The organism is Bosea sp. OAE506, assembly GCF_040546595.1.
Lineage (GTDB): Bacteria > Pseudomonadota > Alphaproteobacteria > Rhizobiales > Beijerinckiaceae > Allobosea.
Genome location: NZ_JBEPOB010000001.1, coordinates 3082276 through 3108811, shown reverse-complemented (window position 1 = coordinate 3108811; position 26536 = coordinate 3082276). Strand labels below are relative to the sequence as shown.

Here is a 26536-nt window from a genome sequence, read left to right as displayed (position 1 = left end):
AATCCTCGCGGAGACAGGGCAGCCATAACGCCCCGAGCCGGGCAAGACGAGGGCAGGATCGGCGCCGGAGCGCCTCCGAACCGGGCGCAACGCGCAAGGCCGCCATGCGTTTCACTCGCGGAGCGGGCGTCACAGCAGCGCAGCCATGCGTTCGCCGCCGTGTCGCGGCCTGCCTGCGCCCCCCATCTGAGCGCTAGAGGGGCGCAACCGCACCATTCCGGAGATCTCCGATGCTTGACCGTCTTGCCATCCCCGCCCTGCGCCGGGCCGTTCGCCTCACCGGGCTTTGCTTTCTCGCCGGGCTGGGCCTGGCCGGCACGGGCGGGCGTGCCGCCCACGCCCAGCCTGCGCAAAATTCCTCGACGAGCTGGGAGATCGGCTGCGCCCAGCCGGTCGTCTCGCCCGGCTCCGGCGACAGCCTGCGCGTGATGAACTGCATGCGCCAGAAGGACTGCCAGGAGATCGCCAACCGCGAAGGCCAGATGGTCTTCCAGGCCGGCTGCTTCGGCGTCGCGCCGAGCACGCCGCGCCTGCCCGCAGGCGCCGTGCGTTCGAATCCGCAGCGTCAGGGATAGGCCCGCGCACCCGTCGCCGGAAGCTTCGCCGCGCCGCAGCAAAATTTGTGGCGCGGTGGTCTAGCGGCAGCGGGGAGCCCGTGCTAACGGGCCTCGTCAACCCGGTCGCGGGCACTTTCCGCAAGACCGCAGCAGAGCCGGCACGTCCGGCGTCGGAGTTGACGATGACCCTATTGCTCGACGGCCTGATTCGCGACGGTCTCACCTTCGACGACGTGCTGCTCGAGCCCGGCCCGTCCGAGGTCATGCCGGCGGATGTCGACATCCGCACCCAGCTCACCAAGACGATCTCGCTGAACCTGCCGATCATCGCCTCCGCCATGGACACGGTGACGGAAGCGAAGATGGCGATCGCCATGGCCCAGAACGGTGGCCTCGGCGTCGTCCATCGCAATCTCGAGGCCGATCAGCAGGCCGCCCAGGTCCGCCTCGTCAAGAAGTTCGAATCGGGCATGGTCGCCAACCCGATCACGATTTTCCCCGACGAGACGCTGGGCGATGCGCTCGCGATCATGCGGCACAATTCGATCTCGGGCATCCCGGTCGTCGAGCGCGGTCCGCAGGGTCACAAGGGCAAGCTCGTCGGCATCCTGACCAATCGCGACGTCCGCTTCGCCGCCAATCCCGAGCAGCCCGTCTCCGAGATTATGACCAAGGACCGGCTGATCACGGTGCGCGAGGGCGTCACACAGGAGGAAGCCCGCCGCCTCCTGCACCAGTTCCGCATCGAGAAGCTGCTCGTCGTCGACGATCATCACCGCTGCATCGGCCTGATCACCGTCAAGGACATGGAGAAGCAGGTCGCCCATCCCAACGCCGCCAAGGACGCCAAGGGCCGGCTGCTGGTGGCGGCAGCGACCACCACGGGCGATCTCGGCTTCGAGCGCTCCGAGATGCTGATCGACGCCGGCGTCGATCTCATCGTCGTCGACACTGCCCATGGCCATTCGGCCAAGGTGCTGGAGGCGGTGACGCGGGTGAAGCGGCTTTCCAACGCCGTGCAGGTCATCGCCGGCAACGTCGCAACCGCCGGCGGGGCCCAGGCGCTGATCGATGCCGGCGCGGATGCGATCAAGGTCGGCATCGGCCCGGGCTCGATCTGCACCACCCGCATCGTCGCCGGCGTCGGCGTGCCCCAGCTCACCGCGGTGATGGACGCCGCCAACGCCGCCAGCAAGCACGGCATCCCGGTCATCGCCGATGGCGGCATCAAGTATTCGGGCGACCTCGCCAAGGCGCTCGCGGCCGGCGCGTCCTGCGCCATGGTCGGCTCGCTGCTCGCCGGCACGGACGAGACCCCGGGCGAGACCTTCCTCTACCAGGGCCGCTCCTACAAATCCTATCGCGGGATGGGCTCGGTCGGCGCCATGGCGCGTGGCTCGGCCGACCGTTATTTCCAGCAGGATATCAAGGATGCGCTGAAGCTGGTGCCCGAGGGCATCGAGGGCCAGGTCGCCTATAAGGGCCCGGTCTCGAGCGTGCTCCACCAGCTCGCCGGCGGCCTGCGTGCCGCCATGGGCTATGTCGGCGGCAAGGATCTGAAGGACTACCAGTCCAAGGCCCGCTTCATCCGCATCACCAGCGCCGGCCTGCGCGAGAGCCATGTCCATGACGTGACGATCGTGCGCGAGAGCCCGAACTACCCGACGCGCTCCTGACGGCGGCTTAAGCCTCTATCCACCGACTTCTGCCGCGCGGCGGCCCTTCGCGGGGCCGCCGCGCTTGCGTTCGGCCCTGCGGATTGCTTGGCTTCGGACGCGCCCGGCCGGCGGGGCCCGGCGCGATGGAGGCGCTCGGAGACGCAGGATGTCGCTCAAGCTGGTCTACCCCGCCCTCGCCCTGATCCTCTGGATGTTCGTCGTCCTCGGCATCCTCTTCCTGCGGCGCAAGGCAGCCTTCGCCGGCAAGCAGGTCCGGATGGCCGATGTCGCGGTCTCGACCGAGGCCTATCCCCAGCCGGCTCGCCTCGCCGCGGCGAACTTCGCCAACCAGTTCGAGACGCCGGTCATCTTCTTTGCCCTGATCATGCTGGCGATGGAGGTCGGCGCGACCAGCTACATCATGGCGGCTCTGGCCTGGCTCTATGTCGCCAGCCGGGTCGTCCACACGGTCATCCATGTCGGCTCGAACGATCTGCGCCTGCGCGCGCCGGCCTTCGCGCTCGGCGTCCTCGTCCTGTTTGGCATGTGGATCGGCGTGGTTCTGGCCGTGCTCTGACGCCAGTTCCGCGCGAGCCTGCAGCGTTAAGCATCCCCGCCTGATTCGTTCTGGCCGCATGGCGGGAGCGTTGAAGCTTAACGAAAAGTAAACTACACCCATCCGGCGGCGGACAGGTCAGCGAGCGTAGAGTGGAGTAAACGCGATGTTGCGCGTCCGTGAAGTGGCGAGCCCGGTTTCCGCAGGTCGGCAGGACAGCCCGGCTCCGGCGAGCGCCAGTGCCGCCACGGCTCCGCGCCGCTCCGCCCGCCTCGCCGCTCTCGGCGCGCTCGGTCTCGCCCTCGGCGTCGGCGGCACGGTGCTGACGGTCTCGCTGGTCCAGGCCGAGGACGATGCCGGCATCCGCGCCTTTCATCTCCAGGAGGCCGCAAACCGCGAGGCGCGCCGCGCCCAGTCCGCCGGCTATGCGCCGCAGGTAATGACGCGCCCCACCGCCTATGCGCCCGCCCGCTCCAGCTGGCAGATCCCCTTGCTGCAGACGGCGCCCGACGGCCGGCTCGCTCATCCGCCTGTCGATCTCAACCCCTTCCGCCAGCGTGCGGCGACCGACCCCGCCGCTGCCCGCTCCAGGCGCACGCCGGAGGCCCGGCTCACCGCGCTCAACGAAGGCAACCGGACCCTCTGCGTGCGACTCTGCGACGGCTTCCACGCGCCGATCGGGCAGTTGCGCGGGGCCGCCGATATGCCGGCGCATGAGGCGCTCTGCCAGGCGATGAACCCAGGCATCCCGGTCAAGGTCTTCCGCCTGTCCGGCGGTGTCAGCGATGTCGGCGAGGCCCAGTCGGCCGACGGCAAGCGCTATCGTGCCCTGCCGATGGCCTATGCCTTCGAGACGACGCGGGACGCCGCCGCATGCCGCCCGGCCATCGTCCAGGCGGGCGAGCGCCGCGTCTCGCTGCTGCGCGACTTCACGCTGCGGCCCGGCGATAGCGTCGTCCTCGACGGCAAGGTCCGTACCTTCATGGGCGGCTCGCGCTTTCCCTACAGCCCTCGCGATTTCCGTGATTTCCGTTCGGCCGCCGAACTCACCAAGAGCCAGCGCCGCGAGATCGACGAGCGCGTCGGCATCTCCCGCCTCGAGGCGCAGGCACGCTCGGTGCGCCGCCAGATGCTGCTGCGCGAGGCCAGCCTGCACGATGACAACCTCGCCAGCGACGCGGAAAGCCGCTTTGTCCTGCGCGGCACGCTCGACCCCGCCCGTCGCGGCCCGGTGCGGATGATCTCGCTGATCGCCGACTGATCCAGCAGATACCCGTCGGCGCCAGCCTCGCGCCGCGCTGGCGCCATCGGCGCTCGCCCACAACGCGGCCGAGACCTCAGCCCCCGCTGACGTGGCCTCTTTAGAAGAAATCAAAACTCGAAACAGATTAGAACCCCTTTAAGAGACTGATCTCAAAGGGTTTTTCGGTTGACGCCCTGCCAGTCGCCCTCTACCGCTCCCTCGGCAACATCAAGAAACGGGCCTTGAACCCGAAGGAGCCGACCATGACCCACGCGATCCGTCTCTCCACGCTGGCCCTGGCCTCCTGCCTGCTGGCGGTCCCGGCCTTCGCCCAGAGCGTGAACCTCTACACGACGCGCGAGGCCGCCCTGCTCAACCCCGTCATCGACGCCTTCACCAAGGACACCGGCATCAAGGTCAATGCGGTCTTCCTGAAGGACGGTCTGCAGGAGCGCGTTGCGGCCGAGGGCGCCAACAGCCCCGCCGACGTGATGTTGATGGTCGATGTCGGCCAGATCAACGCCCTGGTCGAGGCAGGCATCACCCAGCCGATCAAGTCCGCGCTGGTGGACAAGACGGTACCCGCCGCGCTGCGTGGCCCGGCCGACAACTGGGTCACGCTGACCCAGCGCGCCCGCATCGTCGTGGTCTCGAAGGAGCGCGTGAAGCAGGACGCGATCACCTATGAGGATCTGGCCGACCCCAAATGGAAGGGCAAGGTCTGCATCCGCTCGGGCCAGCACCCCTACAACAACGCCTTCTTCGCCGCCTATCTCGCCCGCAACGGCGCCGAGAAGACGGAAAGCTATCTGAAGGGCCTCAAGGCCAACCTCGCCCGCAAGCCCGGCGGCGGTGACCGCGACGTGGCGCGCGACATCCTGTCGGGCCAGTGCGACATCGCGGTGATGAACACCTACTATATCGGCCTGATGAGCGAGGCGAAGAACGAGCAGAAGAGCTGGTACGAGGCGATCAAGCCGGTCAAGTCGACCTTCGCCAATGGCGGCACCCATGTGAACGTCTCGGCCGCGGCGATCGCCAAGAACGCTCCGAACAGGGACAGCGCCGTCAAGCTGATCGAGTACATGCTCGGCGAGAAGGCGCAGACCCTCTATGCCGACGGCAATTTCGAGTTCCCCGTGAACCCGGATGTGAAGGAGAGCGCGGCGGTCAAGCTGCTCGGCACCATCACCCCGGACACCACCCCTCTCGGTGACGTCGCCAAGAACCGCAAAGCCGCGGCGGATCTCGTCGACAAGGTCGGCTTCGACAATTGAGCCTCGGCGTTTCCCTCTCCGAGACCCGGCGGTCGCCACTCGCGTGGCGGCCGTCGACATTTCTGGTCTTCGCCGCCCTGCTCGGCGCAGGCCTCGCGCTGCTGCCCGTCCTGGCGCTGGCCTACACGGCACTGTCGCCGCAGGCGGCGTCGATCTGGCCGCATCTGGCGGCGAATGTCCTGCCCGCCGCGCTGGCCGACACCAGCCTCCTGCTGCTGGGCGTCGGCGCGCTCTGCGCCGCCATCGGCGTCGGCAGCGCCTGGTTGGTGACGCAGTTCGAATTCCCGGGCCGGCGCGGCCTGGAATGGCTGCTGGTGCTGCCGCTCGCCCTGCCGACCTACATCACGGCCTATGTCTATGTCGAAATCCTCGGCTTCCAGGGGCCGTTCCAGACGGCGCTGCGCGCCCTGACCGGCTGGCGCTCGCTGCGCGACTACTGGTTCCCCGATCCGCGCAACCTGCCGGGCGCGATCTTCATCATGGCGCTCGTGCTCTACCCTTACGTCTATCTGAGCGTGCGGGCGCTCTTCGGCCTGCAGGCGGCGGCGATCGTGGAATCGGCACGCACGCTCGGCGCCTCGCCGAGCCGGCTGTTCTGGCGCGTCGGCCTGCCCATGGCGCGCCCGGCGCTGGCGGCAGGGCTCACTTTGGCTCTGCTCGAGACGCTGAACGACATCGGCGCCAGTGAATATCTCGGCGTCCGCTCCCTGACGCTCTCGATCTACACCACCTGGGTCAACCGCAACTCGCTGGCGGGCGCGGCCCAGATCGCCTGCGTCATGCTGCTGCTCGTCGTCCTGCTGATGGCGGTCGAGGCGCATCTGCGCGGCCAGCGCCGCTTCGCCCTGCCGGTGCGGCAGCCGCGCGCCGTCGGCCGCTCGCCGCTCGCCGGCTGGCGGGCAGTGGCGGCCGTGACGCTCTGCGCCCTGCCCGTCCTCCTCGGCGCCGTGCTGCCGATCGGCTTCCTCGCGGCCGAGGTGCTGCAGCGCGACCTCTGGCAGCAATTCGACGGCGCCATGCTGCGCAGCCTCGCCAATGCGCTCGCCTTCGCGGGGCTCGCAGCCGGGCTCGTCGTGCTGCTCGGCATCGGCATCGCGGCCGCGCGGCGGCAGGGGCGCGAGCCCTGGCTGCCCGCGCTGTCGCGGCTGGCCGGCCTCGGCTATGCGGTGCCCGGCACGGTGCTGGCGCTCGGCCTGCTCGTCCCCCTCGCCGCCTTCGACAATCTCGTCGCCGATGCGGCGCGGCGCTGGCTCGGCGTCAATCCCGGCCTGCTCCTGATCGGCTCCGGCGCGGCGCTGGTGCTGGCCTATCTGGTGCGCTTCCTCGCCATCGCCGTTTCGGGCGTCGAAAGCGGCCTGTCGCGCATCTCGCCGCGCATCGACGACGCCGCACGCACGCTGGGCGCCAGCGCGCCGCAGGTGATGCGCAAGATGCACTGGCCGCTGGCGCGCCCGGCCGTCGCAGCGGCCGCCCTGCTCGTCTTCGTCGATTGCCTCAAGGAACTGCCGGCGACTCTGCTGCTGCGGCCGCTCAATGTCGAGACGCTCGCCACCACCGTCTACGGCCATGCCTCGCGCGGGGCCTTCGAGGACGGGGCGCTCGCCGGGCTGCTGATCGTGCTCGCCGGCCTCTATCCGGCCTACCGCCTCGCCCGCGCCGGCGGCCGGGCCGGCTAGCCGGCTCGACAAGCCCCCGCCATCGGCCTAAACCGAAAGCCGCGCAGGACAGGGCGCGGGATGGGAGCGCAGCCGGCTGCGCACTGCCTGCCGCCCGGTCGCTTCCTGGTTGGGTGGGCGCCGCGTTCAGACCCGGGATGGCGGCGGCGCCACCCTCCCGCGGCGCGCCATGGTCCGGGGGCGTGGCCTTTCGCCCCCGCTGCAGCACGATGTTCCGGCTATCCCGTCCCGAGAGTTCATGACCCGACGCGCCTCGATCCTCGCCTACAGCCTTGTCCTCGTTCTCGGGCTTCTCGGCCTGCAGTCGTGGAACATCGCGGCGGCGCGGGTCGAGCGCCACGTCATCCGCGCGATCGAGGCCCGCACCGGCCTCGCCGTGACGGGGCTGGACAAGGCCGAGATCGCGCTGCTGCCGCTGCCGCGGATCAGCCTCTCGGCGGTCTCCTTCGCGCAGCAGGATGGCAGCCTTTCCGGCCGGGCCCTGCGCCTGCGCGCACAGGCGCGGCTGCTCCCGCTCCTCGTCGGCCGTCTGGACTTCGACCGGGTCGATCTCGTCTCGCCGCAGCTCGATCTCGCCGTCCCCGCCGGCAGCGACCAACTCGGCGACTGGCTGGCCCGCCCGCTCGACGCGCTGCAGAAGCTGAGCGAACAGAGCCGCATCGTCATCAATGGTGGCTCCGTCTTCATCCGCTCGGAGGGCGCGATCCGCAGCATCCTGCGCGACGTCAACCTCGTCCTCGACGAGCGCGAGGCGCAGGCCCCGCTGGCACTGGCGGGCAATCTGCAATGGCGCGGCATGCCCGCCGAGATCAGCCTGGTCTGGCCGATGGCCGGCGGGCGCGGCCGGACCTTGCTCAGCATCGAGGCGCCACTGCTCAAGCTGCAATTCGAGGGCGCGCGCAGCAGCGCACCCGAACCGATCACGACCGGCCAGCTCACGCTGGCGACGCGCTCTCTGCCCGAGCTGCTGAACTGGTTCGGCGAGGCGCCGCGACTGGCCGGCGCGCTCGGGCCGCTTTCGCTCAGCGCGGAGGCCCGCATTCGCCCCCATGACACGGCCCTGACCAATGTCGCGCTGCGGCTGGAGGGCGACCGTCTCGACGGCGCGCTCAACCTGGCGACCGTGGCGGGCCGCACCAGCCTCTCCGGCACGCTGGCCGGCGCGACGCTCGATCTCGGGCGCCTGCTCACCCGGCTCGAACTGCCCGCCGCCAATGGCACGCCCGACTCGGCGCCCCTGCCCTTCGAGACCTGGACGGCCCATGACATCGACCTGCGCGTCTCGGTCGAGGCCGCACGGCTCGACGGCGCGCGGCTCTCCGACGTCGCGACCTATCTCCTGGTCAAGAAGGGGCGCTTCGAAGCCGGGCTGCTGCGGGCGGGCGCCTATGGCGGCAGCGTCAAGGGCCGCCTCCTCGCCATGGCGGCGCCGGGAGGCATCGACGTCAAGCTGGTCGGCGGGGTCGAGAAGCTCAATCTCGGCCGCGCCGGCCTCGATCTGCCGCAGCTTGCCCGCCTCAGCGGCACTGGCGCGCTGCAGCTCAGCCTGGACGGACTCGGCCAGTCGGTCCCCGAAATCCTGGCCTCGCTCAGCGGCAAGGGCACCCTGTCTTTGCGCCAGGGCGAGCTCTCCGGCTTCGCCTTCGCCGATCTGCTGCGCCGCGCCGAGCGCAATCCCGGCCTCGCCTTGCGCGACTGGCGCCAGGGCCGCACCGCCTTCGACAGCGCCGGCTTCACCGCGACGGTCGCCAATGGCGTCCTTACCCTCAGCGACGCGCAGATGGCGGGGACCGGCTACCGCATGACCCTGGTCGGCACGGCCGCGCTGAACGGGCCGACCCTCGACATGGCGGCCCTGCTGCAGCCGGCCAGCGGCACGCTGCGGGTTCCCTTCAGCCTTCGCGGCCCGCTTTCCGCCCCCGCCTTCGACCTCCAGACCGAGGCGCTGCTGCGCCCGGCCGGCGCCGGCGAGGGCGAGACGCTGCCGCTGCGCTGATCGCCGCGCCTTTCCGCTTCCGTCACCGCCGGACTTCCGCTTGGATGGGATCAAGGCCGGATGTCACGGCCGCACGGAACGTCGACGGGAGGAACGGACGATGAAGCACTGGATCGCGGCCACGGCAGGCCTCGTGGGATGGATGGCGATGGATCTGATGAGCGGCGGCGCCCCGGCGGCGGCCCAGGAGCTGTTGACCGAGAAAAAGGTCTTCACCCTCCAGAGCTTCACCACGCAAAGCGGGCGCACCCTCAAGGACGTCAAGGTCGGCTGGGAGAGCTACGGCACGCTCAACGCCGACAAGTCCAATGCCGTGCTGATCTGCCACTTCTTCTCGGGCAACTCGCATGCCGCCGGGAAGTACGATGCCAAGGACGCCGCGCCCGGCTATTGGGACGCGATCATCGGCCCCGGCAAGGCGATCGACACCAACAAGTATTTCGTCCTCTCCTCCGACACGCTGGTGAACCTCAACACCGGCGATCCCAAGACCACCACCACCGGCCCGGCCTCGATCGACCCCGACACCGGCAAGCCCTATGCGCTCGACTTCCCGGTCGTGACGGTCGGCGATTTCGTCAATGTCCAGAAGGCGCTGGTTGAGAGCCTCGGCATCAAGCGGCTGGCCCTGGTCGCCGGTCCCTCCATGGGCTCGCTCCAGACCTTCGAATGGGCGGCGCGCTATCCCGAGATGGTCGCCAAGGCGATGCCGGTGATCGGCGCGGGCGAGGCCGATGCGCAGCTGATCGCCTGGCTCGACGTCTGGGCCGCGCCGATCGTGGTCGATCCCAACTGGAACAAGGGCGACTATTACGGCAAGACGCCGCCCAATGCCGGCCTCGCCAAGGCGCTCGCCGTGGTGACGCTGCAGGCCAACCATCAGGACTGGGCCAACGCCACCTTCGGCCGCCGCGCCGCCAAGGACGGCGAGGACCCGGCCAAGGCGCTGGGCAACCGCTTCCAGGTCCAGAGCATCCTCGACAATGCCGGCGAGGCCCGCGCCAAGGTCTCGGACGCCAACCATTTCCTCTATCTCGTCAAGGCGAACCAGCTCTTCGCCGCAGGCGGCACCTCGCTCACGGATGCGGCGACGAAGATCAAAGCGCCGGTGCTGCTGATCACCCAGCCCAAGGACCTCGTCTTCACCGCCGACGCGGTCGACCGCACCGCCGAGACGCTGAAGAAGGGCGGCGTCGACGTCACCCATGCCCATATCCAGGGCTCGCGCGGCCATCTCGACGGCGTCATTTCGATGAAGCAGGCCGAAGGCGCGATCCGGGCCTTCCTGGAAAAGTAGGCGATTGCGGCGCGGCTCCGCTTTGGCGGGGTCCGCGCCACTCCTTCGCCAAGCCGACAGAGGCGGTGGAGCCGCGCAGCCCGTTGAACGGCTTGACCGTTTGAAAAGACTCGAGACAGTCGAGATCGCTGGCCATGAGCTGCTCGCTCATATGCCCGCAGTTGCTCTGCGACCTGCAGCCTGAAGGCTGACGTAGCATCATCCAGAAGAGGGCGAACGTGGGCAGCGATGCGGCCGAAGTCAGATTTGTCGTTGCGCGGAGTAAAGACCCTACCCCGCCCGGACCACCGCCCTCACCCCGTCGATCACGAACTGCACCGCCAGCGCGGCGAGGATGACGCCGAGCAGGCGGGTCAGGACGATGTTGCCGGTGATGCCGAGCAGGCGGGCGAGCGGCGTCGCCAGCCAGAACACGGCGAGGCAGGAGAGGATCACGAGCCCGCAGATGAGCGCCAGCGCCGCCAGCCGCAGCGGATCGCCCTCCGCCCGCCCGGCGAGGAGGATGATCGCGGTCAGCGCGCCGGGCCCCGCCATCAGCGGGATCGCCAGCGGGAAGGCAGCGACGTTGCGGATGTGATCCTGCGTGATCGCGGTCGTCGCGGTCTGCTGCTTGCGCTCGGTGCGCCGCTCGAACACCATCTCGAAGGCGATCCAGAACAGCAGCAGACCGCCCGCGATGCGGAAGGCCGGCAGCGACACGCCGAGCGCCTTGAGCACGATGTCGCCGGCCACCCCGAAGAAGGCGAGGATACCGAAGGCGATGATGCAGGCGCGGATCGCCACCTGACGGCGCTCGCCCGCCGACATGCCCTGCGTCAGCGACAGGAAGATCGGCGCCAGACCCGGCGGATCGAGCGTAACGAGCAGGGTGACGAGCGCGGAGGTGATGAAGTCGATAGGCATGGCGGCACTAAAGACATGCCGCGCGTCACACTGGAAGAGGCAGCGCCGGCAGGGGAAGCGCCCCCGCACTCAGCCTTCATCCTGAGGAGCTGCACCGCAGCGTCTCGAAGGATGCTCCAGGAGGTTCTGGAACAAGCTGGAGCATCCTTCGAGAAGGTCGCTGAAGCGCCCTCCTCAGGATGAGGGCTGAGCGTGGGGCAAGGCGCCCTCGTATGGGGATGGAGGCCATTTCGAGCCGCGCCGCTCCTCAATCAAGGCGGGAATGTGGAGGGCAACGGCCGACGTCCCTTGGGTATCCTATAAGTCACTGAATTCGTTGATCTTATTTTCCACCGAAAAGCCGCGGTCGCGGCTGGCCTAAAACGGTGGAATCGGCTAGCCAGAAGCTTGAAAAATAACCGGAATCGGGACCCTATCCCTTGAGCGACGACACCGAAGACAAGCGCCCGGACGAGCCGCAGTTCGGCGGCGAAATCAAGCCGATCGCCATCACCGACGAGATGAAGAAGAGCTATCTCGATTACGCCATGAGCGTGATCGTGAGCCGCGCTCTGCCCGACGTCCGCGACGGCCTGAAGCCCGTGCACCGGCGCATCCTGTTCTCGATGCACGAGAACAAGAACCTGCCCGACCGGCCCTACACCAAATGCGCCCGCATCGTCGGCGACACGATGGGTAAATACCATCCGCACGGCAATCTCGCGGTCTATGACGCGCTGGTTCGCATGGCGCAGGATTTCTCGCTGCGCCTGCCACTGATCGACGGCCAGGGCAATTTCGGCTCGATGGACGGCGATTCCGCGGCCGCCGATCGTTATACCGAGGCGCGCCTCGACAAGGCGGCGATGCCGCTGCTCGAGGATCTCGACCTCGACACGGTCAACTTCCAGCCGAACTATGACGGCAAGGAGCAGGAGCCGACCGTCCTGCCGGCGCGCTACCCGAACCTGCTGGTCAACGGCGCCGGCGGCATCGCGGTCGGCATGGCCACCAACATCCCGCCGCACAATCTCGGCGAGGTCATCGACGCCTGCGTCGCGCTGATCGACAATCCCGAAATCACGATCGACGAGCTGATCGAGATCGTGCCCGGCCCCGACTTCCCGACCGGCGCCTCTATCATGGGCCGCAGCGGCATCCACGCCGCCTATCACACCGGCCGCGGCTCGGTGGTGATGCGCTCGAAGACGCATATCGAGGAGCTTCGCAAGGAGCGCGAGGCGATCGTCGTCACCGAGGTCCCCTACCAGGTGAACAAGGCCTCGATGGTCGAGAAGATCGCCGAGATGGTGCGCGAGAAGCGCATCGAGGGCATCTCGGACCTGCGCGACGAATCCAGCCGCGAAGGCGTCCGCGTCGTCATCGAGATCAAGCGCGATGCGCTGGCCGACGTCGTGCTCAACCAGCTCTACCGCTTCACCCAGCTGCAGACCTCCTTCGGCTGCAATTTCGTGGCGCTGAACGGCGGCCGGCCCGAGGTGCTCAACCTGCGCGACTTCATCGTCGCCTTCGTCGAGTTCCGCGAGGAGGTCGTCTCCCGGCGCACGCGCTTCCTGCTCAACAAGGCCCGCGAGCGCGCCCATGTGCTGTGCGGCCTGGCGACGGCCGTGGCCAACATCGACGAGGTCATCCGCCTGATCCGCACCGCGCCGACCCCGGCCGCAGCCCACGCCTCGCTGATGGAGCGCGACTGGCCGGCCGAGGATATCGCGCCGCTGATCGCACTGGTCGACGATCCGCGCCACCCCATCAACGCCGACGGCACCTATCGCCTGTCGGACGCGCAGGCCAAGGCGATCCTCGAGCTGCGCCTCGCCCGCCTGACGGCTCTGGGCCGCGACGAAATCGGCGACGAACTTCAAAAGCTCGCCACCGAGATCGCCGATTACCTCGACATCCTGCGCTCGCGCCTCCGCATCCAGTCGATCATCAAGGACGAGCTGGCCGCGGTGAAGACCGCCTTCGCCACGCCGCGTCGCACCGTGATCCAGGACTGGGGCTCCGACCTCGACGACGAGGATCTGATCGCCCGCGAGGACATGGTCGTAACCGTGTCCCATGCCGGCTACATCAAGCGCGTGCCGCTCTCGACCTATCGGGCCCAGAAGCGTGGCGGCAAGGGCCGCTCCGGCATGGCGACGCGCGACGAGGATTTCGTTACCCGTCTCTTCGTCGCCAACACCCACACGCCGGTGCTGTTCTTCTCCTCCGAGGGGCAGGTCTACAAGGAGAAGGTCTGGCGCCTGCCGCTGGCGGCGCCGAACTCCCGCGGCAAGTTCCTCAACAACATGCTGCCGCTCGAGAAGAACGAGCGCATCACCACGATCATGCCGCTGCCTGAGGACGAGGCGAGCTGGGAGACGCTGGACGTCATGTTCGCGACCGCGTCGGGCAATGTCCGCCGCAACAAGCTCTCCGACTTCGTCAACGTCAACCGCGCCGGCAAGATCGCGATGAAGCTCGACGAGGGCGACCACATCGTCGACGTGCAGATCTGCACCGAGGCCGACGACGTGCTGCTGACTACGGCCAATGGCCAGTGCATCCGATTCGAGGTGCCGGAGGTGCGCGTCTTTAAGGGCCGCGATTCCACCGGCGTGCGCGGCATCAATCTCGGCAAGGGCGACGAGGTGATCTCGCTGGCGATCCTGAAGCATCTCGACGCCACGCCCGAAGAGCGCGCCACCTATCTCAAGGACGCCGCCGCCCAGCGTCGCGCGCTCAATGGCGAGGCCGAGGATGCGGCGGAGGCACCGGCCACCGGCGATGGCGAGGAGACGGCCGGCGAGGTCGAACTCGGCGCCAAGCGGGTCGAGATGCAGCTCGCCGAGCAGTTCATCCTGACGGTGTCGGAGAAGGGCTACGGCAAGCGCAGCTCCTCCTTCGAGTACCGGGTCACCGGCCGCGGCGGCAAGGGCATCGTCGCCATGGTCGTCAACGACCGCAATGGCAAGCTGATCGCCTCCTTCCCGGTCGACGACCGCGACCAGATCATGCTGGTCACCGATGGCGGCCAGGTCATCCGCGTGCCGGTCGATGCCGGCCCGGGCAACCGCATCCGCATCGCCGGCCGCTCGACGCAGGGTGTGACGGTGTTCAACACCGACGCCAGCGAGAAGGTCGTCTCGGTCGAGCGCATCGGCGACGAGGGCGAGAGCGAGGACGGCGAGGCCGAAGCCGGCCCGGCGCCGGAGAGCCCGACCGAAGCGTAAGCGCTTCGCTGCCGGCGAAAACACGAAAGGGGCTGCAGCGATGCAGCCCCTTTTTCGCTGAGGTTTGAGCTGTTCCGGGGCGCGGGTCATCCCGGCCGCAGCGAAGCGGAGCGCCGGGATCCATCGTAGAGCAAAACGAACTAAGGTCTTAGCTCAACAATGGATTCCGGATCAGCGCGGCTTCGCCGCTTGTCCGGAATGACGGCCGACGTGGCGCCCGCGGGACTGCCCGGCTTGCGGCGCCACCGCGCTCACACCGTCTCCAGCAGCCCCTTGATCAGCGCCTGTCGCGGCGCGATCGACGAGATCAGCCCGTATTCGTTCAGCGTATGCGCGCCCTCGCCGTCGATGCCGAGCCCGTCCAGGGTCGGCACGCCGAGCGCGGCGGTGAAGTTGCCGTCCGAACCGCCACCCGTCATCGGGCAGTCCTGCAGGTCGAAGCCGATGCCGGCTGCGATGCGTTTCGCCGTCTCGAACAGCGCCGCGCCTTCGGGGGATTTTTCATAGGGCGGCCGGTTCATGCCCCCGGTCACGGTGATGCGGACATCCGGGTCCTTGGGCGTGAGGCCCAGGATATGGCTCTCCATCGCGGCCCCGTCGGCGGCGCTGGCGACGCGCAGATCGACGCTGAACCAGGCATGCTGGGGAATCACATTGGCCGCCGTGCCGCCGCCCATCAGCGCGACCGTCGTGGTGACGCCGCGGGCGTAATCGGTCAGCCCCTCGATGGCGAGAATCTGGTGGGCGGCTTCGCGGATCGCGCTGCGGCCATCGGCGTGGCGCGCACCGGAATGCGCCGGCCGGCCCTCCAGCTTGACCTCGAAGCGCCCCACCCCCTTTCGCGCCGTGACGATCTTGCCGCCCTCGCGCGCCGGCTCGGTGACGAGCACAGCCGCAGAGGTCCGGCCGATCTCCTCGATCAGCTCACGCGTCGTCGGCGAGCCGATCTCCTCGTCGGGCGTGAACAGGAAGACCAGCGGCCGCTTCGCTCTGCCCGCCAACGCCACCTGCTTGAAGGCCTGCAGCGCCAGGAAGGCACCGCCCTTCATGTCGTAGACGCCGGGCCCATAGAGCCGGTCGCCCTCGACCCGGACGGGCAGGTCGCGCGCGCTGGTGCCCACGGGATGAACCGTATCGAGATGCGACATCACGGCAATGCCAGGCGCGCCGGTGGCCGGACCCGCCCGCAGGATCAGGCTGTTGCCGAGCCCATCGCGGCCGGGGATGCGTTCGACCGCGATCGGCAGGCCTTCGACCTCCGCGGCGACGAGATCCATCATGCCGTTGACGCCGGGGGCGTGTTGGGTGGGGCTCTCCAGCGAAAGCCAAACGGAGAGGGCGGAGACGGGATCGGGCGTGCTCATGATGGCGCGAACCTTGGCCGGCCCATGCCATGCCGGCAAGCGCGGAGCGCAGCAGGGGCGCCCTGCCCTGATGGCATGGCGCCGCACACCATAAGGCGGCTGGCTCAAGGATCGCTCCGGCCTGTCCTGGCAGATCGTCCCGGAGCGCTTCGTCGAACGGGTCACGGGCGGCGACGCAGCCGTCCCCGGCCGCATAATGGACGCGATGACGCAGATGACCAAGTTCGACATCGCCGCACGGGGGCGCGCGGCCGCGGAATGAGCCGTTTCCGCCGCTTCAACGACGCGACAGAGCCCTGATCGCACGGCGCGGGGGCGGAATTCAGCAGCCTGCGAAACAGCCATTCTAAACTCGCCCTTAACCTCAATCAGTCATTTCGTTGGACTGTAGAGGGCGCACGCGGGCTGTACCTGCTGTGGCGCGAGAGTGGCAAAATCCATGCGGCTGATCGTCGGCACAATCATCGTCTTCCTCTGCGTCTTCGGCGGCTACGCGGCGATGGGCGGCAAGCTCCTCGTTCTGTGGCAGCCCTTTGAATTCGTCATCATCCTCGGCGCCGCGATCGGCGCGTTCATCATCGGCAACCCTGGGCCCGTGCTCAAGGGCGTGCCGGGCATGTTCGGCACGCTCGTGAAGGGCCCGAAATACAAGCAGGCTGACTATGTCGAACTGCTGGGGATGCAGTATTCGCTCTACAAGCTCATCAAGCAGAAGGGCATGCTGGCGGTCGAGCAGCACATCGAGAATCCGCACGACTCGACGCTGTTCAACGCCTTCCCGAGCTTCGCGGCGAACCATCACGCGGTCGAATTCGTTTGCGATTACATGCGCATGCTGACCATGGGCGTCAACAACGTCCACGAGATCGACGCGCTCATGGACGAGGAGCTCGAGACGCACCACCAGGAGCAGGAGCGGATCTACGCCGCCATGCAGTCGATCGCCGACGGAACACCGGCGCTCGGCATCGTCGCCGCCGTGCTGGGCGTCATCAAGACGATGGGCTCGATCACCGAGCCGCCGGAGGTGCTGGGCCATCTGATCGGCGGCGCGCTCGTCGGGACCTTCTTCGGCGTTTTCGTCGCCTATGGCTTCTTCGGCCCGATGGCCTCTTCGCTGAAGAGCACCTTCGAGGCGGAATCCAAATACTATCTCTCGCTCAAGGCCGGGCTTCTCGCCCATATCGCCGGCCAGCCGCCGGTGATGGCGGTCGAGTTTGCCCGCAAGGCGCTGATGACCGACGTCCGCCCGACCTTCGCCGAAGTGGAAGCGGCCACCGCCGATCTGCCGGCCTAGACCTGACCCGACCTCCAGCAGGCAGCCGATGGACAAATCCACACAGCCGATCATCATCAAGAAGATCAAGAAGGCCGCCCACGGGCACCATGGCGGGGCCTGGAAGATCGCTTACGCCGACTTCGTGACCGCCATGATGGCGTTCTTCCTGCTGATGTGGCTGATCAGCATGACGACGCAGGAGCAGAAGGTCGGCCTGGCGGAGTATTTTGCGCCGGCCGCCCTCAGCCCCAGCAACAGCGGCGCGGGCGGTCTCATGATGGGCACGGCCCTCGACAAGTCGGGCAGCAAGTCGTCGGCGCCCCGCGACGCAGCGATGGGCACCATCGGCCAGGACGACGGCGCACGCCGGACCGCACTGGGCCGATCCAGCGAACGCGAGTCCAACCACACCGGCGCCGGCCTGCAGTCCCAGCTCAGCGCCGCGGCCAGCATCCGGCAGGCCCTGCAGACCATGCCGGAAGTCGCCGAATTGTCGCGCAACATCGTGATCGAGCCGACCCGGGAGGGGCTGAACGTGTCCCTCCAGGACGAGTACGGCCGCGCCATGTTCGCCGAGGGCGCGATCCAGCCCTATGACCGCACCAAGCAGGTGCTGAAGGCGCTCGCCCCCACACTGCGCCGGCTGCCCAATCGCCTCGCCATCACCGGCCACACGGCCGCCGCGCGTCCGGGCTCGGTCGGCGCCGTCGATCCCTGGAACCTCACGGCCGGGCGCGCCCTCGCGGTGCGCGAGATCCTAACGGGCGCCGGCTTCCCCAGCGACCGCTTCGCCTCCGTGACCGGCCGCGCCGACACCGATCCGGTCTTCCCCGACAATCCCTACAGCCCGCCCAACCGTCGGGTCAGCATCCTGCTGCTCAATGAAGAGCCGCCGATGCCGCCGAGCACCCTGCGCTGACGGCAAGGCACGGCCCGGCGTCGGGGCTTGCCAGAGACCGTCGGACAGAGACCCTGCCGCTCGACAACGAAAAACCCCGAGGCGCTGCACCAGTGCCTCGGGGTTCATGTTTCAGAGGGCCGTCCAGCCGGGGCTAGAACGGGATGTCGTCGTCGAGATGGCTCGAGGAAGAGCGCGGGGCTCCGCCGCCGCCGGCCATCGCCGGCTGGCGCGAACCGCCGCCACCGCCGCCGCCCATCGGGCCCGAGCGGCCGAAGGACGAGCCGGAGGAGCGATCCTCCATCATGCCGCCACCCTCGCCATATTCGTCCGAACCGCCCTGGCCGCGGCTGTCGAGGATGGTCAGTTCGCCGCGATAGCGCTGCAGCACGATTTCGGTGGTGTACTTCTCGACACCAGACTGGTCCTGCCATTTGCGGGTCTGGAGCTGGCCCTCGATATAGATCTTCGAGCCCTTCTTCAGATACTGCTCGGCGACCTTGGCGAGGTTCTCGTTGAAGATCACGACCGAGTGCCACTCGGTGCGCTCCTTCTTCTCGCCGGACTGCTTGTCGCGCCAGGTTTCAGAAGTTGCGATGCGCAGATTGACGACCGGCTCGCCCGAGCCGAGGCGGCGGACTTCGGGATCGCGCCCGAGATTGCCGACCAGAATGACCTTGTTGACGCTGCCAGCCATGAGAGGCTCCATTTCCTGCGCACATCGAAACCGGCCCACGACCGGAGCCGGACCTTACCGGCCGACCGCGCCACTATCAACGATGTTCTCGTTTTGTTCAAGCGCCATTCGAAAGGTTGTCCCCTGATTTCGTCAGGCACGGCGGCGCAGCACCCCCCCTTCATTCCGGGGCTTCGCATTTGCGAAGAGCCCGGAACCCAGAACCGATGTCGCGAAGGAAGGGAAGACGAACCGGCAGCGCCCTAACTGAAGGACTGTCGGTTCTGGGTTCCGGGCTCAGGCCTTCGGCCTGCCCCGGAATGACGGCGCGGTCCGGTGCCGGATCGGCGAGGACTAGCTCCCCTCGCCCCACACCCTCGCCTCGCTCAACCCCAGCGCCGCGAACTCGCCCGCCCGAAGCTCCGCCTCTTCGACCGAGAAGAACTCGTCGAGTTGCGGCGGCGCCACCGACGTGCCGCTGAGCATGGCATGGGCCTGGCCGCGATGATGGGTCTGGTGCTGGAACAGATGCAGCAGCAGCCGGTCGAGCCGCTCGCGCTGAATGCGGGCGCCGCGGTGCACGCTGACGATCCGCTCCAGCCCGCCCATGTCCGTACCTTGGCCCGCCGCCGCTTCGACCATCGCGATCAGCCGCCGGTCCATCGCCTCCTGCGCGGCCTGAAGCTCAGGAAGCGTCGCGCAGGGCTCGCGGTTCGCCCAGGCGGCGGGGCCGAGCGTGCCGCCCTCCATCGCGTCGACATAGAAATGGTCGATGATCAGGATGTGGTTGAGCGTCGCCCGCAGGCTCGGGAAGAACCCGGTGCGCGGCGCCACCCATTCGGCCTGCGAGAGGCCCGCGCAACTGCGCAGCAGCCGGTGATTGGCCCAGAGATTGTTGAAAGCCATCGCGCGATAGGGTCGCAGTTCGTCCATGGTCGGTCCTCCCCGTCGAGGGAGAGACTGACAGGAAGCGTGCGACGCGTCATGGCAGCAGGCGCCGGTGTGCCCGCATCCCGGGTCAGGCCACCGGCTCGACCACCCGCCGGTAGAGATGCCAGGTCGCATGGCCAAGCACGGGCAGCAGCACGACGAGGCCGAGAAAGGCCGGCAGCATCGCCACCAGGCACAGCGCCGCAATCAGCGCCGCGAAGCCCAGCATCGGCAGTGGGTTCGTCGACACCGCCCGCACGCTGGTGATCATGGCGGTGATGAAATCGACCTCGCGGTCGAGCAGCAATGGAAAGGAGATCACCGTCAGCGAGAACAGGATCGTGGCCAGCACGGCGCCGACGAGGTTGCCGACGGCCAGGAACATCAGCCCCTCCGGCGTCGAGGTGAGCACGGTCAGGAAGCCCGAGAAGCTGGAGAAGGACTGGAAGCCGAGGAACAGCGCCAGCAGCAGGCGCACCTGGTAGAGCCACATCATCATCACGAAGAGCGTGACGAAGGCCATCCAGCCCAGCTCCCGCTGGCCCTGCGCGAAGACGACGCCGAGCACCTGCCCCCAACCCAGCGTCTCTCCCGCCTCGCGCCGGCGCGACACCTCGTAGAGCCCGACCGCGACGAAGGGGCCGATCAGAACGAAGCCCGCCGCCAGCGGATAAGCGAGATAGGGCATGCCGAACCGCGTCAGCGACATCAGGATCGAAAGCCCGCCCAGCGCATAGATCCCGCCGAAGAACAGCCCGAAGAGCGGCGCCGCCTGGAAGTCCCTGAGACCCGCGACGAAGGCCTCGACCACGTCATGGATGGCGATGCGCCGGACCACCGGGTCCGGGCGCCGCGGCTCCGCCGCTCCGGTCTCGCTCTGGATATGGTCCATGGCCTCTCCCCTCATCCGCCTCCGCGCTCTCGCCGGGGCGTTGCTTTTGGGGGTCAGCCTAGCGCCGGCACCGCCGCGCGCATTGGGGGAGATCAATCCGGCCGGCGTCAGTGCCCGGGTGCCGGCGCCCCGTCGGAGGCGAGCCGCGGCAGGAACCAGGCGAGCAGGCCGATCGCCGGCAGGAAGGCGCAGAGATGATAGACCGCGTCGATGCCGATGCGGTCGGCCAGTTCGCCGAGCATCGCCGCGGCGATGCCGCCGAGACCGAAGGACAGGCCGTAGAACAGCCCGCCGACGAGGCCGATGCGGCCCGGCATCAGCTCCATCGCGTAGATCAGGATCGCCGCGAAGGCGCTGGACATGATCAGGTTGATCACGATCGTCAGCACGCCGGTCCAGACCAGATCGACATGGGGCAGCATCAGCGTGAAAGGCAGCGCGCCGAGGATCGAGAACCAGATGATCTTGTTGCGGCCGATCCGGTCTCCCAGGATGCCGCCGAAGATCGCGCCCGCGGCCGAGGAGGCCAGGAACAGGAACAGCATGATCTGCGAGGTCTGCACGGCAACCCCGAACTTCCCGATCAGGTAGAAGGTGTAGAACGAGCTGAAGCTCTGCGAATAGGCGTTCTTGGAGAACAGCAGGATCACCAGGATCGTCACCGCGAAGCCTACCGCCGCCGTCGAGCGCACCGGGGCCGTTGCGGCCACCTTCGCCTTGGCTGGCGCCGCCGCCTGCTGACGCTGCAGCTCGGCATAGCGCCCGGCCGTCCAGGTCATCACCATCATCGCCAGCAGGGCGGTGGCCGAGAACCAGGCGAGGCTCGTCTGGCCGCGCGGCACGATGACGAAGGCCGCCAGCAGCGGACCGAGCGCCCCGCCCGTCTGGCCGCCCACCTGGAAGATGCCTTGCGCCAACCCATGCCGCCCGCCCGACGCGTTGCGCGCCATGCGCGTCGCTTCCGGGTGGAAGATCGAGGAGCCGAGCCCGACGCAACCCGCCGAGAGCAGCAGCAGCGGATAGCTGCCGGCATAGGCGAGGCCGACCAGCCCGAACAGGGTGAAACCCATGCCCACGACCATCGAATAGGGCATCGGGTTCTTGTCGGTATAGGCGCCGACCAGAGGCTGGAACAGCGAGGCCGTGATCTGGAAGGTCAGGGTGATTAGGCCGATCTGGCCGAAATCAAGCCCATAGGCGACCTTGATGATCGGGTAGATGGCCGGGATCAGCGACTGCATCATATCGTTGAGCAGATGCGTCGCGCTGAGCGCGATCAGCACCGGCATGGCGGCAGCCTGGGCAATGCGGGCGGGCGGCGTCGTGGCGGTCATGTCCGAGCGGTATCCGGTTCGATCCAGGCCAGAGCTTCAAGCCATTGAACCGGCATGGCCCGCTAAGCCAGCGAAATGAATGCAGAGGCGCCATGCACCGACACACGGATGCCGACATGCCCCTGCGGCGTGCACGGCTCTTGCTTGTGTCCGGGCTCTGTCGCTATGGCGACAGCGTACCCCTTCAGGCACCCGCCTTCACACAGGATTCCCGTCAGATGAGCGTCGCCAACGGCCGGCACATCCTCGCGATGCCGGGACCGACCAACATTCCCGACCGCGTGCTGCAGGCGATGATGCGCCCGGCCGAGGAACTCGCCTCGAAGACGATCGTCAACCTGACCGAATCCGTCCTGGCCGATCTCAAGCGCGTCTTCCGCACCACCGGCGAGACCTTCGTCTACGCCGCCAACGGCCATGGCGGCTGGGAAGCGGCGCTGACCAATGTGCTCTCGCGCAGCGACAAGGTGCTGGTGCTGGCGAGCGGGCGCTTCGCCATCGGCTGGGGCGAGATGGCCGCCTTCATGGGCGCCGATGTCGAGGTGCTGCCGGGCAGCTGGCGCGCCGCGATCGACCCCGCCGCCGTCGAGGCGCGGCTGCGCGCCGATGACGGCCACGCCATCAAGGCCGTGCTGATGGTGCAGATCGACACCGCCTCGGGCGTCGTCAACGACGTCCCGGCCGTGCGCCGCGCCATCGACGCCGCCGGCCACCCGGCCCTGTTCATGGTCGACGGCGTCGCCTCCGTCGGCTGCATGCCCTTCGAGATGGACGCCTGGGGCGTCGATGTCGCCATGTCGGCCTCGCAGAAGGGACTGATGACCTCGCCGGGCCTGGCCTTCGTCGCCGCCAACGAGAAGGCCATCGCTGCCCACAAGACCGCGACGATGAAGACGCTCTATTGGGACTGGTCGTCCCGGATGAACACGCTCGCCTATATGAAGCATTGCGGCACGGCACCGGAGCACCTGCTCTTCGGGCTGCGCGCGGCGCTCGACATGATCTTCGAGGAAGGGCTGGAGGCCGTCTGGGAGCGCCACCGCCTCCTCGCCGGCGCGACCCATGCCGCCGTCTCGCGCTGGGCCGAGGGTCAGGCCGTGACCTTCAACGTCACCGATCCCGTCCAGCGCGCCCCCTCGGTGACGCCGGTGCTGGTCCAGGGCATCGAGACGGCCACCCTCACCGACTTTGCCCGCGACACCGGCGGCGTCTCGCTCGGCCTCGGCATCGGCGAGCTCAGCGGCAAGGCTTTCCGCATCGCCCATATGGGCCATGTCAACGCGCCGACCGTGCTCGGCACGCTCGCCGTCGTCGAGATGACGCTGCAGGCCAAGGGCGTGCCGCACGGTTCCGGCGGCGTCGATGCCGCGGTGGCCTATCTGGGTGCCGCGACGGCCTGAGCGTTCCCCCGTTCTGGTCACCAACTCACAGGACGGGGTCATCCCTGGCGGAGCGAAGCGCAGACCCGGGATCCATTCCGGAGCGTCTGTTGGAGAGGTTCCGGAATGGGTCCCGGGTCTCCCTGCGGTCGCCCGGGACGACCGCGCATCCGGTGAGGAGCCGCTCCCCATCCGCTCCTGCCACCCCCTGTCAGCAGCGCCGGCTGCGACCCCGCGCCGCTGGCGATGTGCGTGATAGACATTGCCGCCGCCTGCCGGCCGGTCTGGCATGGCGCGGCTTTTGCCCTATCTCTACGGCTCACCCCTCTCCGGACGCCCCCATGGCTCGCAAACCCTCCTCCGGCGGCAAGACTTCGTCGGGTCAGACCTCGTCCGGCAACAAGACCTCGCTCGCCGACCAGGCCGCCTCGCTCGAGGCGATGTTCGACGAGGCCCGCAAGACCGACTCGCGCATGATCACCGTGCGCGGCGCCCGCGAGCACAATCTCAAGAACGTCGACCTCGCGATTCCTCGCGACAAGCTCGTCGTCTTCACCGGGCTGTCGGGCTCCGGCAAATCCTCGCTCGCCTTCGACACGATCTATGCGGAAGGCCAGCGCCGCTATGTCGAGTCGCTGTCGGCTTATGCCCGCCAGTTCCTGGAGATGATGAGCAAGCCCGATGTCGACCAGATCGACGGGCTCTCCCCTGCGATCTCGATCGAGCAGAAGACGACCTCGAAGAACCCGCGCTCCACCGTCGGCACCGTCACCGAGATTCACGACTATATGCGCCTGCTCTGGGCGCGCGCCGGCATCCCCTATTCGCCCGCCACCGGCCTGCCGATCGAAAGCCAGACCGTGCAGCAGATGGTCGACCGGCTGGTCGAGCTGCCTGAGAAGACGCGCGGCTACCTGCTCGCCCCCGTGGTGCGCGGCCGCAAGGGCGAGTTCCGCAAGGAGATGGCGGAGTGGCTGAAGCGCGGCTTCCAGCGCGTCAAGATCAATGGCGAGTTCGTCGAGATTCCCGATGCGCCCGCGCTCGACAAGAAGTTCAAGCATGACATCGACGTCGTCGTCGATCGCCTTGTGATCAGGCCCGATCTCGGCGCCCGGCTCGCCGACTCGCTGGAGCAGGCGCTCGACCTCACCGACGGCATCGCCGTCTTCGAATATGCCGATGAGAAGGAGGAGAATGGCGAGCCGCGCCGCATCGTCTTCTCCTCGAAATTCGCCTGCCCGGTCTCCGGCTTCACGATTCCCGAGATCGAGCCGCGCCTGTTCTCCTTCAACAACCCCTTCGGCGCCTGCCCGGCCTGTGACGGTCTCGGCCACGAGATGCGCATCGACCCGGACATGATCGTCCCGGATCCCTCGCTCAGCCTGAAGAAGGGCGCCATCGCCCCCTGGGCCAAGTCGACCTCGCCCTATTACGGCCAGACGCTGGAGGCGCTCGCCCGCCATCTCGGCTTCTCGATGACCAAGCCCTGGGCGGAACTCCCCGACAGCGCCAAGATCTCGATCCTGTTCGGCACCGGCGCCGAGCCGGTCCGCATGGCCTACAACGACGGGCTGCGCGCCTATGAGGTGAGGAAGCCCTTCGAGGGCGTCATCACCAATATGGAGCGGCGCTGGAAGGAGACGGAGTCGGACTGGGCCCGCGAGGAGATCGGCCGCTTCATGTCCGAAACGCCGTGCAAGGCCTGCCAGGGCTTCCGCCTCAAGCCCGAGGCGCTCGCGGTCAAGCTCGATAGGCACCATATCGGCGAAATCTCGCGGCTCTCGGTCAAGGATGCGCTCGACTGGGTCACCCGCCTGCCCTCGCGCCTCAGCCAGAAGCAGAACGAGATCGCCCCGCGCATCCTCAAGGAGATCCGCGACCGGCTGACCTTCCTGCTCGATGTCGGGCTGGAATACCTGACGCTGGCCCGCGCCTCGGGCACGCTTTCGGGCGGCGAAAGCCAGCGCATCCGGCTCGCCAGCCAGATCGGCTCCGGCCTCACCGGCGTGCTCTATGTGCTCGACGAGCCCTCGATCGGCCTGCACCAGCGCGACAATGAGCGGCTGCTCGGCACGCTGCGCCGCCTGCGCGACCTCGGCAACACCGTCATCGTCGTCGAGCATGACGAGGATGCGATCCTCACCGCCGATTACGTCGTCGATGTCGGCCCCGGCGCCGGCATCCATGGCGGGCGCATCGTCGCCCAGGGCACGCCGCAGCAGATCCTCGACAATCCCGACTCGCTCACCGGCAAATACCTCACCGGCGAGATGTCGGTCGCGGTGCCGGTGCGCCGCCGCAAGGCGCAGAAGGGTCGTTCGCTCAAAATCGTCGGCGCCCGAGGCAACAACCTCAAGGATGTCACGGTCGAGATCCCGCTCGGGCTGTTCACCTGCATCACCGGCGTCTCGGGCGGCGGCAAGTCGACGCTGGTCATCGACACGCTCTACAAGGCGGTGGCGCGCAAGCTCAACGGCGCGATCGACCACCCCGCCCCGCATGACCGCATCGAGGGCATCGAGCATCTCGACAAGGTCATCGACATCGACCAGTCGCCGATCGGCCGCACCCCGCGCTCCAACCCGGCGACCTATACGGGCGCCTTCACGCCGATCCGGGACTGGTTCTCCGGCCTGCCCGAGGCCAAGGCGCGCGGCTATCAGCCGGGCCGCTTCTCGTTCAACGTCAAGGGCGGCCGCTGCGAGGCCTGCCAGGGCGACGGCGTCATCAAGATCGAGATGCACTTCCTGCCGGATGTCTACGTCACCTGCGACGTCTGCAAGGGCAAGCGCTACGACCGCGAGACGCTGGAGGTCAAATACCGCGACCACTCCATCGCCGATGTGCTCGACATGTCCGTCGAGGAGGCCAAGGACCTGTTCAAGGCCGTGCCCTCGATCCGCGACAAGATGGAGACGCTCGCCCGCGTCGGGCTCGACTATGTCAAGGTCGGCCAGCAGGCGACGACGCTCTCGGGCGGCGAGGCCCAGCGCGTGAAGCTCTCCAAGGAGCTCTCCAAGCGCGCCACCGGCCGCACCCTCTACATCCTGGACGAGCCGACCACCGGCCTGCATTTCCACGACGTCGCCAAGCTCATGGAGGTGCTGCACGAGCTGGTCGAGCAGGGCAATTCCGTCGTCGTCATCGAGCACAACCTCGAAGTGGTGAAGACGGCCGACTGGGTGATCGACATGGGCCCCGAGGGCGGCGACGGCGGCGGCGTCGTGGTGGCCGAGGGCACGCCCGAGGCCATCGTCAAGGCCGGCAAGGGCCACACCGCGCGCTTCCTCAAGGAGGTGCTGGAGCGCCGGCCGATTGCGAAGGGCAAGGCGGTGGCGCGGGAGGCGGCGGAGTAGCGCTACGAGCTGCCGTTATGTGTTTCATTGAAGGAGACGTTCAGGCGCGCTCA

19 protein-coding genes are annotated in these 26536 nt (G+C 68.1%); 13 read left to right on the top strand and 6 right to left on the bottom strand.

From position 1 onward, the window contains the following. Positions 1 to 230 precede the first annotated feature (230 nt). The 8 genes from ABIE41_RS15190 to ABIE41_RS15155 all read left to right on the top strand — a co-directional run bounded on the left by ABIE41_RS15190 (position 231) and on the right by ABIE41_RS15155 (position 10260). On the top strand, positions 231 to 575 hold the full coding sequence (locus tag ABIE41_RS15190; RefSeq protein WP_192641183.1) for a hypothetical protein: 345 nt from the start codon (positions 231 to 233) through the stop codon (positions 573 to 575). A gap of 164 nt (positions 576 to 739) precedes the next feature. Then, complete coding sequence (guaB, locus tag ABIE41_RS15185; RefSeq protein ID WP_192641182.1) at positions 740 to 2233, top strand: IMP dehydrogenase; 1494 nt, start codon at positions 740 to 742, stop codon at positions 2231 to 2233. A gap of 148 nt (positions 2234 to 2381) precedes the next feature. Continuing rightward, positions 2382 to 2792 carry an MAPEG family protein gene (locus tag ABIE41_RS15180; protein ID WP_192641181.1) on the top strand — a complete coding sequence of 137 codons (411 nt, stop codon included), beginning with the start codon at positions 2382 to 2384 and terminating at the stop codon, positions 2790 to 2792. A 145-nt stretch (positions 2793 to 2937) separates the two neighbouring features. Continuing rightward, complete coding sequence (locus ABIE41_RS15175; protein ID WP_192641180.1) at positions 2938 to 4032, top strand: DUF2865 domain-containing protein; 1095 nt, start codon at positions 2938 to 2940, stop codon at positions 4030 to 4032. Between the two features lie 245 nt (positions 4033 to 4277). Next, a complete protein-coding gene (locus tag ABIE41_RS15170; RefSeq protein WP_192641179.1) occupies positions 4278 to 5291 on the top strand; it encodes an extracellular solute-binding protein in 1014 nt (337 codons plus the stop codon). Further along, positions 5288 to 6967 carry an ABC transporter permease gene (locus ABIE41_RS15165; RefSeq protein ID WP_354192398.1) on the top strand — a complete coding sequence of 560 codons (1680 nt, stop codon included), beginning with the start codon at positions 5288 to 5290 and terminating at the stop codon, positions 6965 to 6967. Before ABIE41_RS15170 ends, ABIE41_RS15165 begins: the two co-directional genes overlap by 4 nt. A gap of 238 nt (positions 6968 to 7205) precedes the next feature. Continuing rightward, positions 7206 to 8963, top strand: a complete 1758-nt coding sequence (locus tag ABIE41_RS15160) for an AsmA family protein (protein WP_192641178.1) — start codon at positions 7206 to 7208, stop codon at positions 8961 to 8963. A gap of 100 nt (positions 8964 to 9063) precedes the next feature. Beyond that, positions 9064 to 10260, top strand: coding sequence for an E22 family MetX-like putative esterase (locus ABIE41_RS15155; RefSeq protein WP_192641177.1), 1197 nt, complete (start codon positions 9064 to 9066; stop codon positions 10258 to 10260). A gap of 270 nt (positions 10261 to 10530) precedes the next feature. Here the strand turns inward: ABIE41_RS15155 and ABIE41_RS15150 are convergent, their stop codons facing one another. After that, positions 10531 to 11163 carry a MarC family protein gene (locus ABIE41_RS15150; protein ID WP_192641176.1) on the bottom strand — a complete coding sequence of 211 codons (633 nt, stop codon included), beginning with the start codon at positions 11161 to 11163 and terminating at the stop codon, positions 10531 to 10533. Positions 11164 to 11663: 500 nt separating this feature from the next. On the opposite strand from ABIE41_RS15150, the gene gyrA reads away from it, so the two are divergent. Then, positions 11664 to 14375, top strand: a complete 2712-nt coding sequence (gene gyrA / locus ABIE41_RS15145; protein WP_192642791.1) for a DNA gyrase subunit A — start codon at positions 11664 to 11666, stop codon at positions 14373 to 14375. Positions 14376 to 14626: 251 nt separating this feature from the next. Here the strand turns inward: gyrA and ABIE41_RS15140 are convergent, their stop codons facing one another. Next, complete coding sequence (locus ABIE41_RS15140; RefSeq protein ID WP_192641175.1) at positions 14627 to 15739, bottom strand: M20 family metallopeptidase; 1113 nt, start codon at positions 15737 to 15739, stop codon at positions 14627 to 14629. A gap of 439 nt (positions 15740 to 16178) precedes the next feature. Here ABIE41_RS15140 and motA point away from each other — a divergent pair, with 439 nt between their 5' ends. Further along, the gene (gene motA / locus ABIE41_RS15135; RefSeq protein WP_192641174.1) at positions 16179 to 17036 is read left to right on the top strand and encodes a flagellar motor stator protein MotA; all 858 of its coding nucleotides are present in this window, start codon (positions 16179 to 16181) and stop codon (positions 17034 to 17036) included. Between the two features lie 28 nt (positions 17037 to 17064). Continuing rightward, positions 17065 to 17937 (top strand): flagellar motor protein MotB, encoded by an 873-nt coding sequence (locus ABIE41_RS15130; RefSeq protein ID WP_192641173.1) that lies wholly within the window; start codon positions 17065 to 17067, stop codon positions 17935 to 17937. A 133-nt stretch (positions 17938 to 18070) separates the two neighbouring features. On the opposite strand, the gene ssb is transcribed toward ABIE41_RS15130, so the two are convergent. From ssb to ABIE41_RS15110, 4 genes are all read right to left on the bottom strand, one after another. Further along, positions 18071 to 18613: a single-stranded DNA-binding protein gene (gene ssb / locus ABIE41_RS15125; protein WP_192641172.1), complete on the bottom strand. Its 543-nt coding sequence runs from the start codon at positions 18611 to 18613 to the stop codon at positions 18071 to 18073. Between the two features lie 333 nt (positions 18614 to 18946). Beyond that, positions 18947 to 19525: a DinB family protein gene (locus ABIE41_RS15120; RefSeq protein ID WP_192641171.1), complete on the bottom strand. Its 579-nt coding sequence runs from the start codon at positions 19523 to 19525 to the stop codon at positions 18947 to 18949. A gap of 85 nt (positions 19526 to 19610) precedes the next feature. Then, complete coding sequence (locus ABIE41_RS15115) at positions 19611 to 20414, bottom strand: DUF2189 domain-containing protein (RefSeq protein WP_192641170.1); 804 nt, start codon at positions 20412 to 20414, stop codon at positions 19611 to 19613. 107 nt (positions 20415 to 20521) lie between these two features. Further along, entirely contained in the window at positions 20522 to 21748 is a 1227-nt protein-coding gene (locus ABIE41_RS15110) for an MFS transporter (RefSeq protein ID WP_192641169.1), read from the bottom strand. Positions 21749 to 21966: 218 nt separating this feature from the next. On the opposite strand from ABIE41_RS15110, the gene ABIE41_RS15105 reads away from it, so the two are divergent. Together ABIE41_RS15105 and uvrA are read left to right on the top strand one after the other, a co-directional pair. Next, positions 21967 to 23148: a pyridoxal-phosphate-dependent aminotransferase family protein gene (locus ABIE41_RS15105; protein WP_192641168.1), complete on the top strand. Its 1182-nt coding sequence runs from the start codon at positions 21967 to 21969 to the stop codon at positions 23146 to 23148. A 419-nt stretch (positions 23149 to 23567) separates the two neighbouring features. Beyond that, a complete protein-coding gene (uvrA, locus tag ABIE41_RS15100; protein ID WP_354193465.1) occupies positions 23568 to 26483 on the top strand; it encodes an excinuclease ABC subunit UvrA in 2916 nt (971 codons plus the stop codon). Positions 26484 to 26536 lie beyond the last annotated feature (53 nt).

What these genes read in the sequence shown, in the direction of transcription:
- ABIE41_RS15190 (WP_192641183.1), top strand. Translation starts at nt 231, where the DNA reads ATGCTTGACCGTCTTGCCATCCCCGCCCTGCGCCGGGCCGTTCGCCTC.
- guaB (WP_192641182.1), top strand. Translation starts at nt 740, where the DNA reads ATGACCCTATTGCTCGACGGCCTGATTCGCGACGGTCTCACCTTCGAC.
- ABIE41_RS15180 (WP_192641181.1), top strand. Translation starts at nt 2,382, where the DNA reads ATGTCGCTCAAGCTGGTCTACCCCGCCCTCGCCCTGATCCTCTGGATG.
- ABIE41_RS15175 (WP_192641180.1), top strand. Translation starts at nt 2,938, where the DNA reads ATGTTGCGCGTCCGTGAAGTGGCGAGCCCGGTTTCCGCAGGTCGGCAG.
- ABIE41_RS15170 (WP_192641179.1), top strand. Translation starts at nt 4,278, where the DNA reads ATGACCCACGCGATCCGTCTCTCCACGCTGGCCCTGGCCTCCTGCCTG.
- ABIE41_RS15160 (WP_192641178.1), top strand. Translation starts at nt 7,206, where the DNA reads ATGACCCGACGCGCCTCGATCCTCGCCTACAGCCTTGTCCTCGTTCTC.
- ABIE41_RS15155 (WP_192641177.1), top strand. Translation starts at nt 9,064, where the DNA reads ATGAAGCACTGGATCGCGGCCACGGCAGGCCTCGTGGGATGGATGGCG.
- ABIE41_RS15150 (WP_192641176.1), bottom strand. Translation starts at nt 11,163, where the DNA reads ATGCCTATCGACTTCATCACCTCCGCGCTCGTCACCCTGCTCGTTACG.
- gyrA (WP_192642791.1), top strand. Translation starts at nt 11,664, where the DNA reads ATGAAGAAGAGCTATCTCGATTACGCCATGAGCGTGATCGTGAGCCGC.
- ABIE41_RS15140 (WP_192641175.1), bottom strand. Translation starts at nt 15,739, where the DNA reads ATGAGCACGCCCGATCCCGTCTCCGCCCTCTCCGTTTGGCTTTCGCTG.
- motA (WP_192641174.1), top strand. Translation starts at nt 16,179, where the DNA reads ATGCGGCTGATCGTCGGCACAATCATCGTCTTCCTCTGCGTCTTCGGC.
- ABIE41_RS15130 (WP_192641173.1), top strand. Translation starts at nt 17,065, where the DNA reads ATGGACAAATCCACACAGCCGATCATCATCAAGAAGATCAAGAAGGCC.
- ssb (WP_192641172.1), bottom strand. Translation starts at nt 18,613, where the DNA reads ATGGCTGGCAGCGTCAACAAGGTCATTCTGGTCGGCAATCTCGGGCGC.
- ABIE41_RS15120 (WP_192641171.1), bottom strand. Translation starts at nt 19,525, where the DNA reads ATGGACGAACTGCGACCCTATCGCGCGATGGCTTTCAACAATCTCTGG.
- ABIE41_RS15115 (WP_192641170.1), bottom strand. Translation starts at nt 20,414, where the DNA reads ATGGACCATATCCAGAGCGAGACCGGAGCGGCGGAGCCGCGGCGCCCG.
- ABIE41_RS15110 (WP_192641169.1), bottom strand. Translation starts at nt 21,748, where the DNA reads ATGACCGCCACGACGCCGCCCGCCCGCATTGCCCAGGCTGCCGCCATG.
- ABIE41_RS15105 (WP_192641168.1), top strand. Translation starts at nt 21,967, where the DNA reads ATGAGCGTCGCCAACGGCCGGCACATCCTCGCGATGCCGGGACCGACC.
- uvrA (WP_354193465.1), top strand. Translation starts at nt 23,568, where the DNA reads ATGTTCGACGAGGCCCGCAAGACCGACTCGCGCATGATCACCGTGCGC.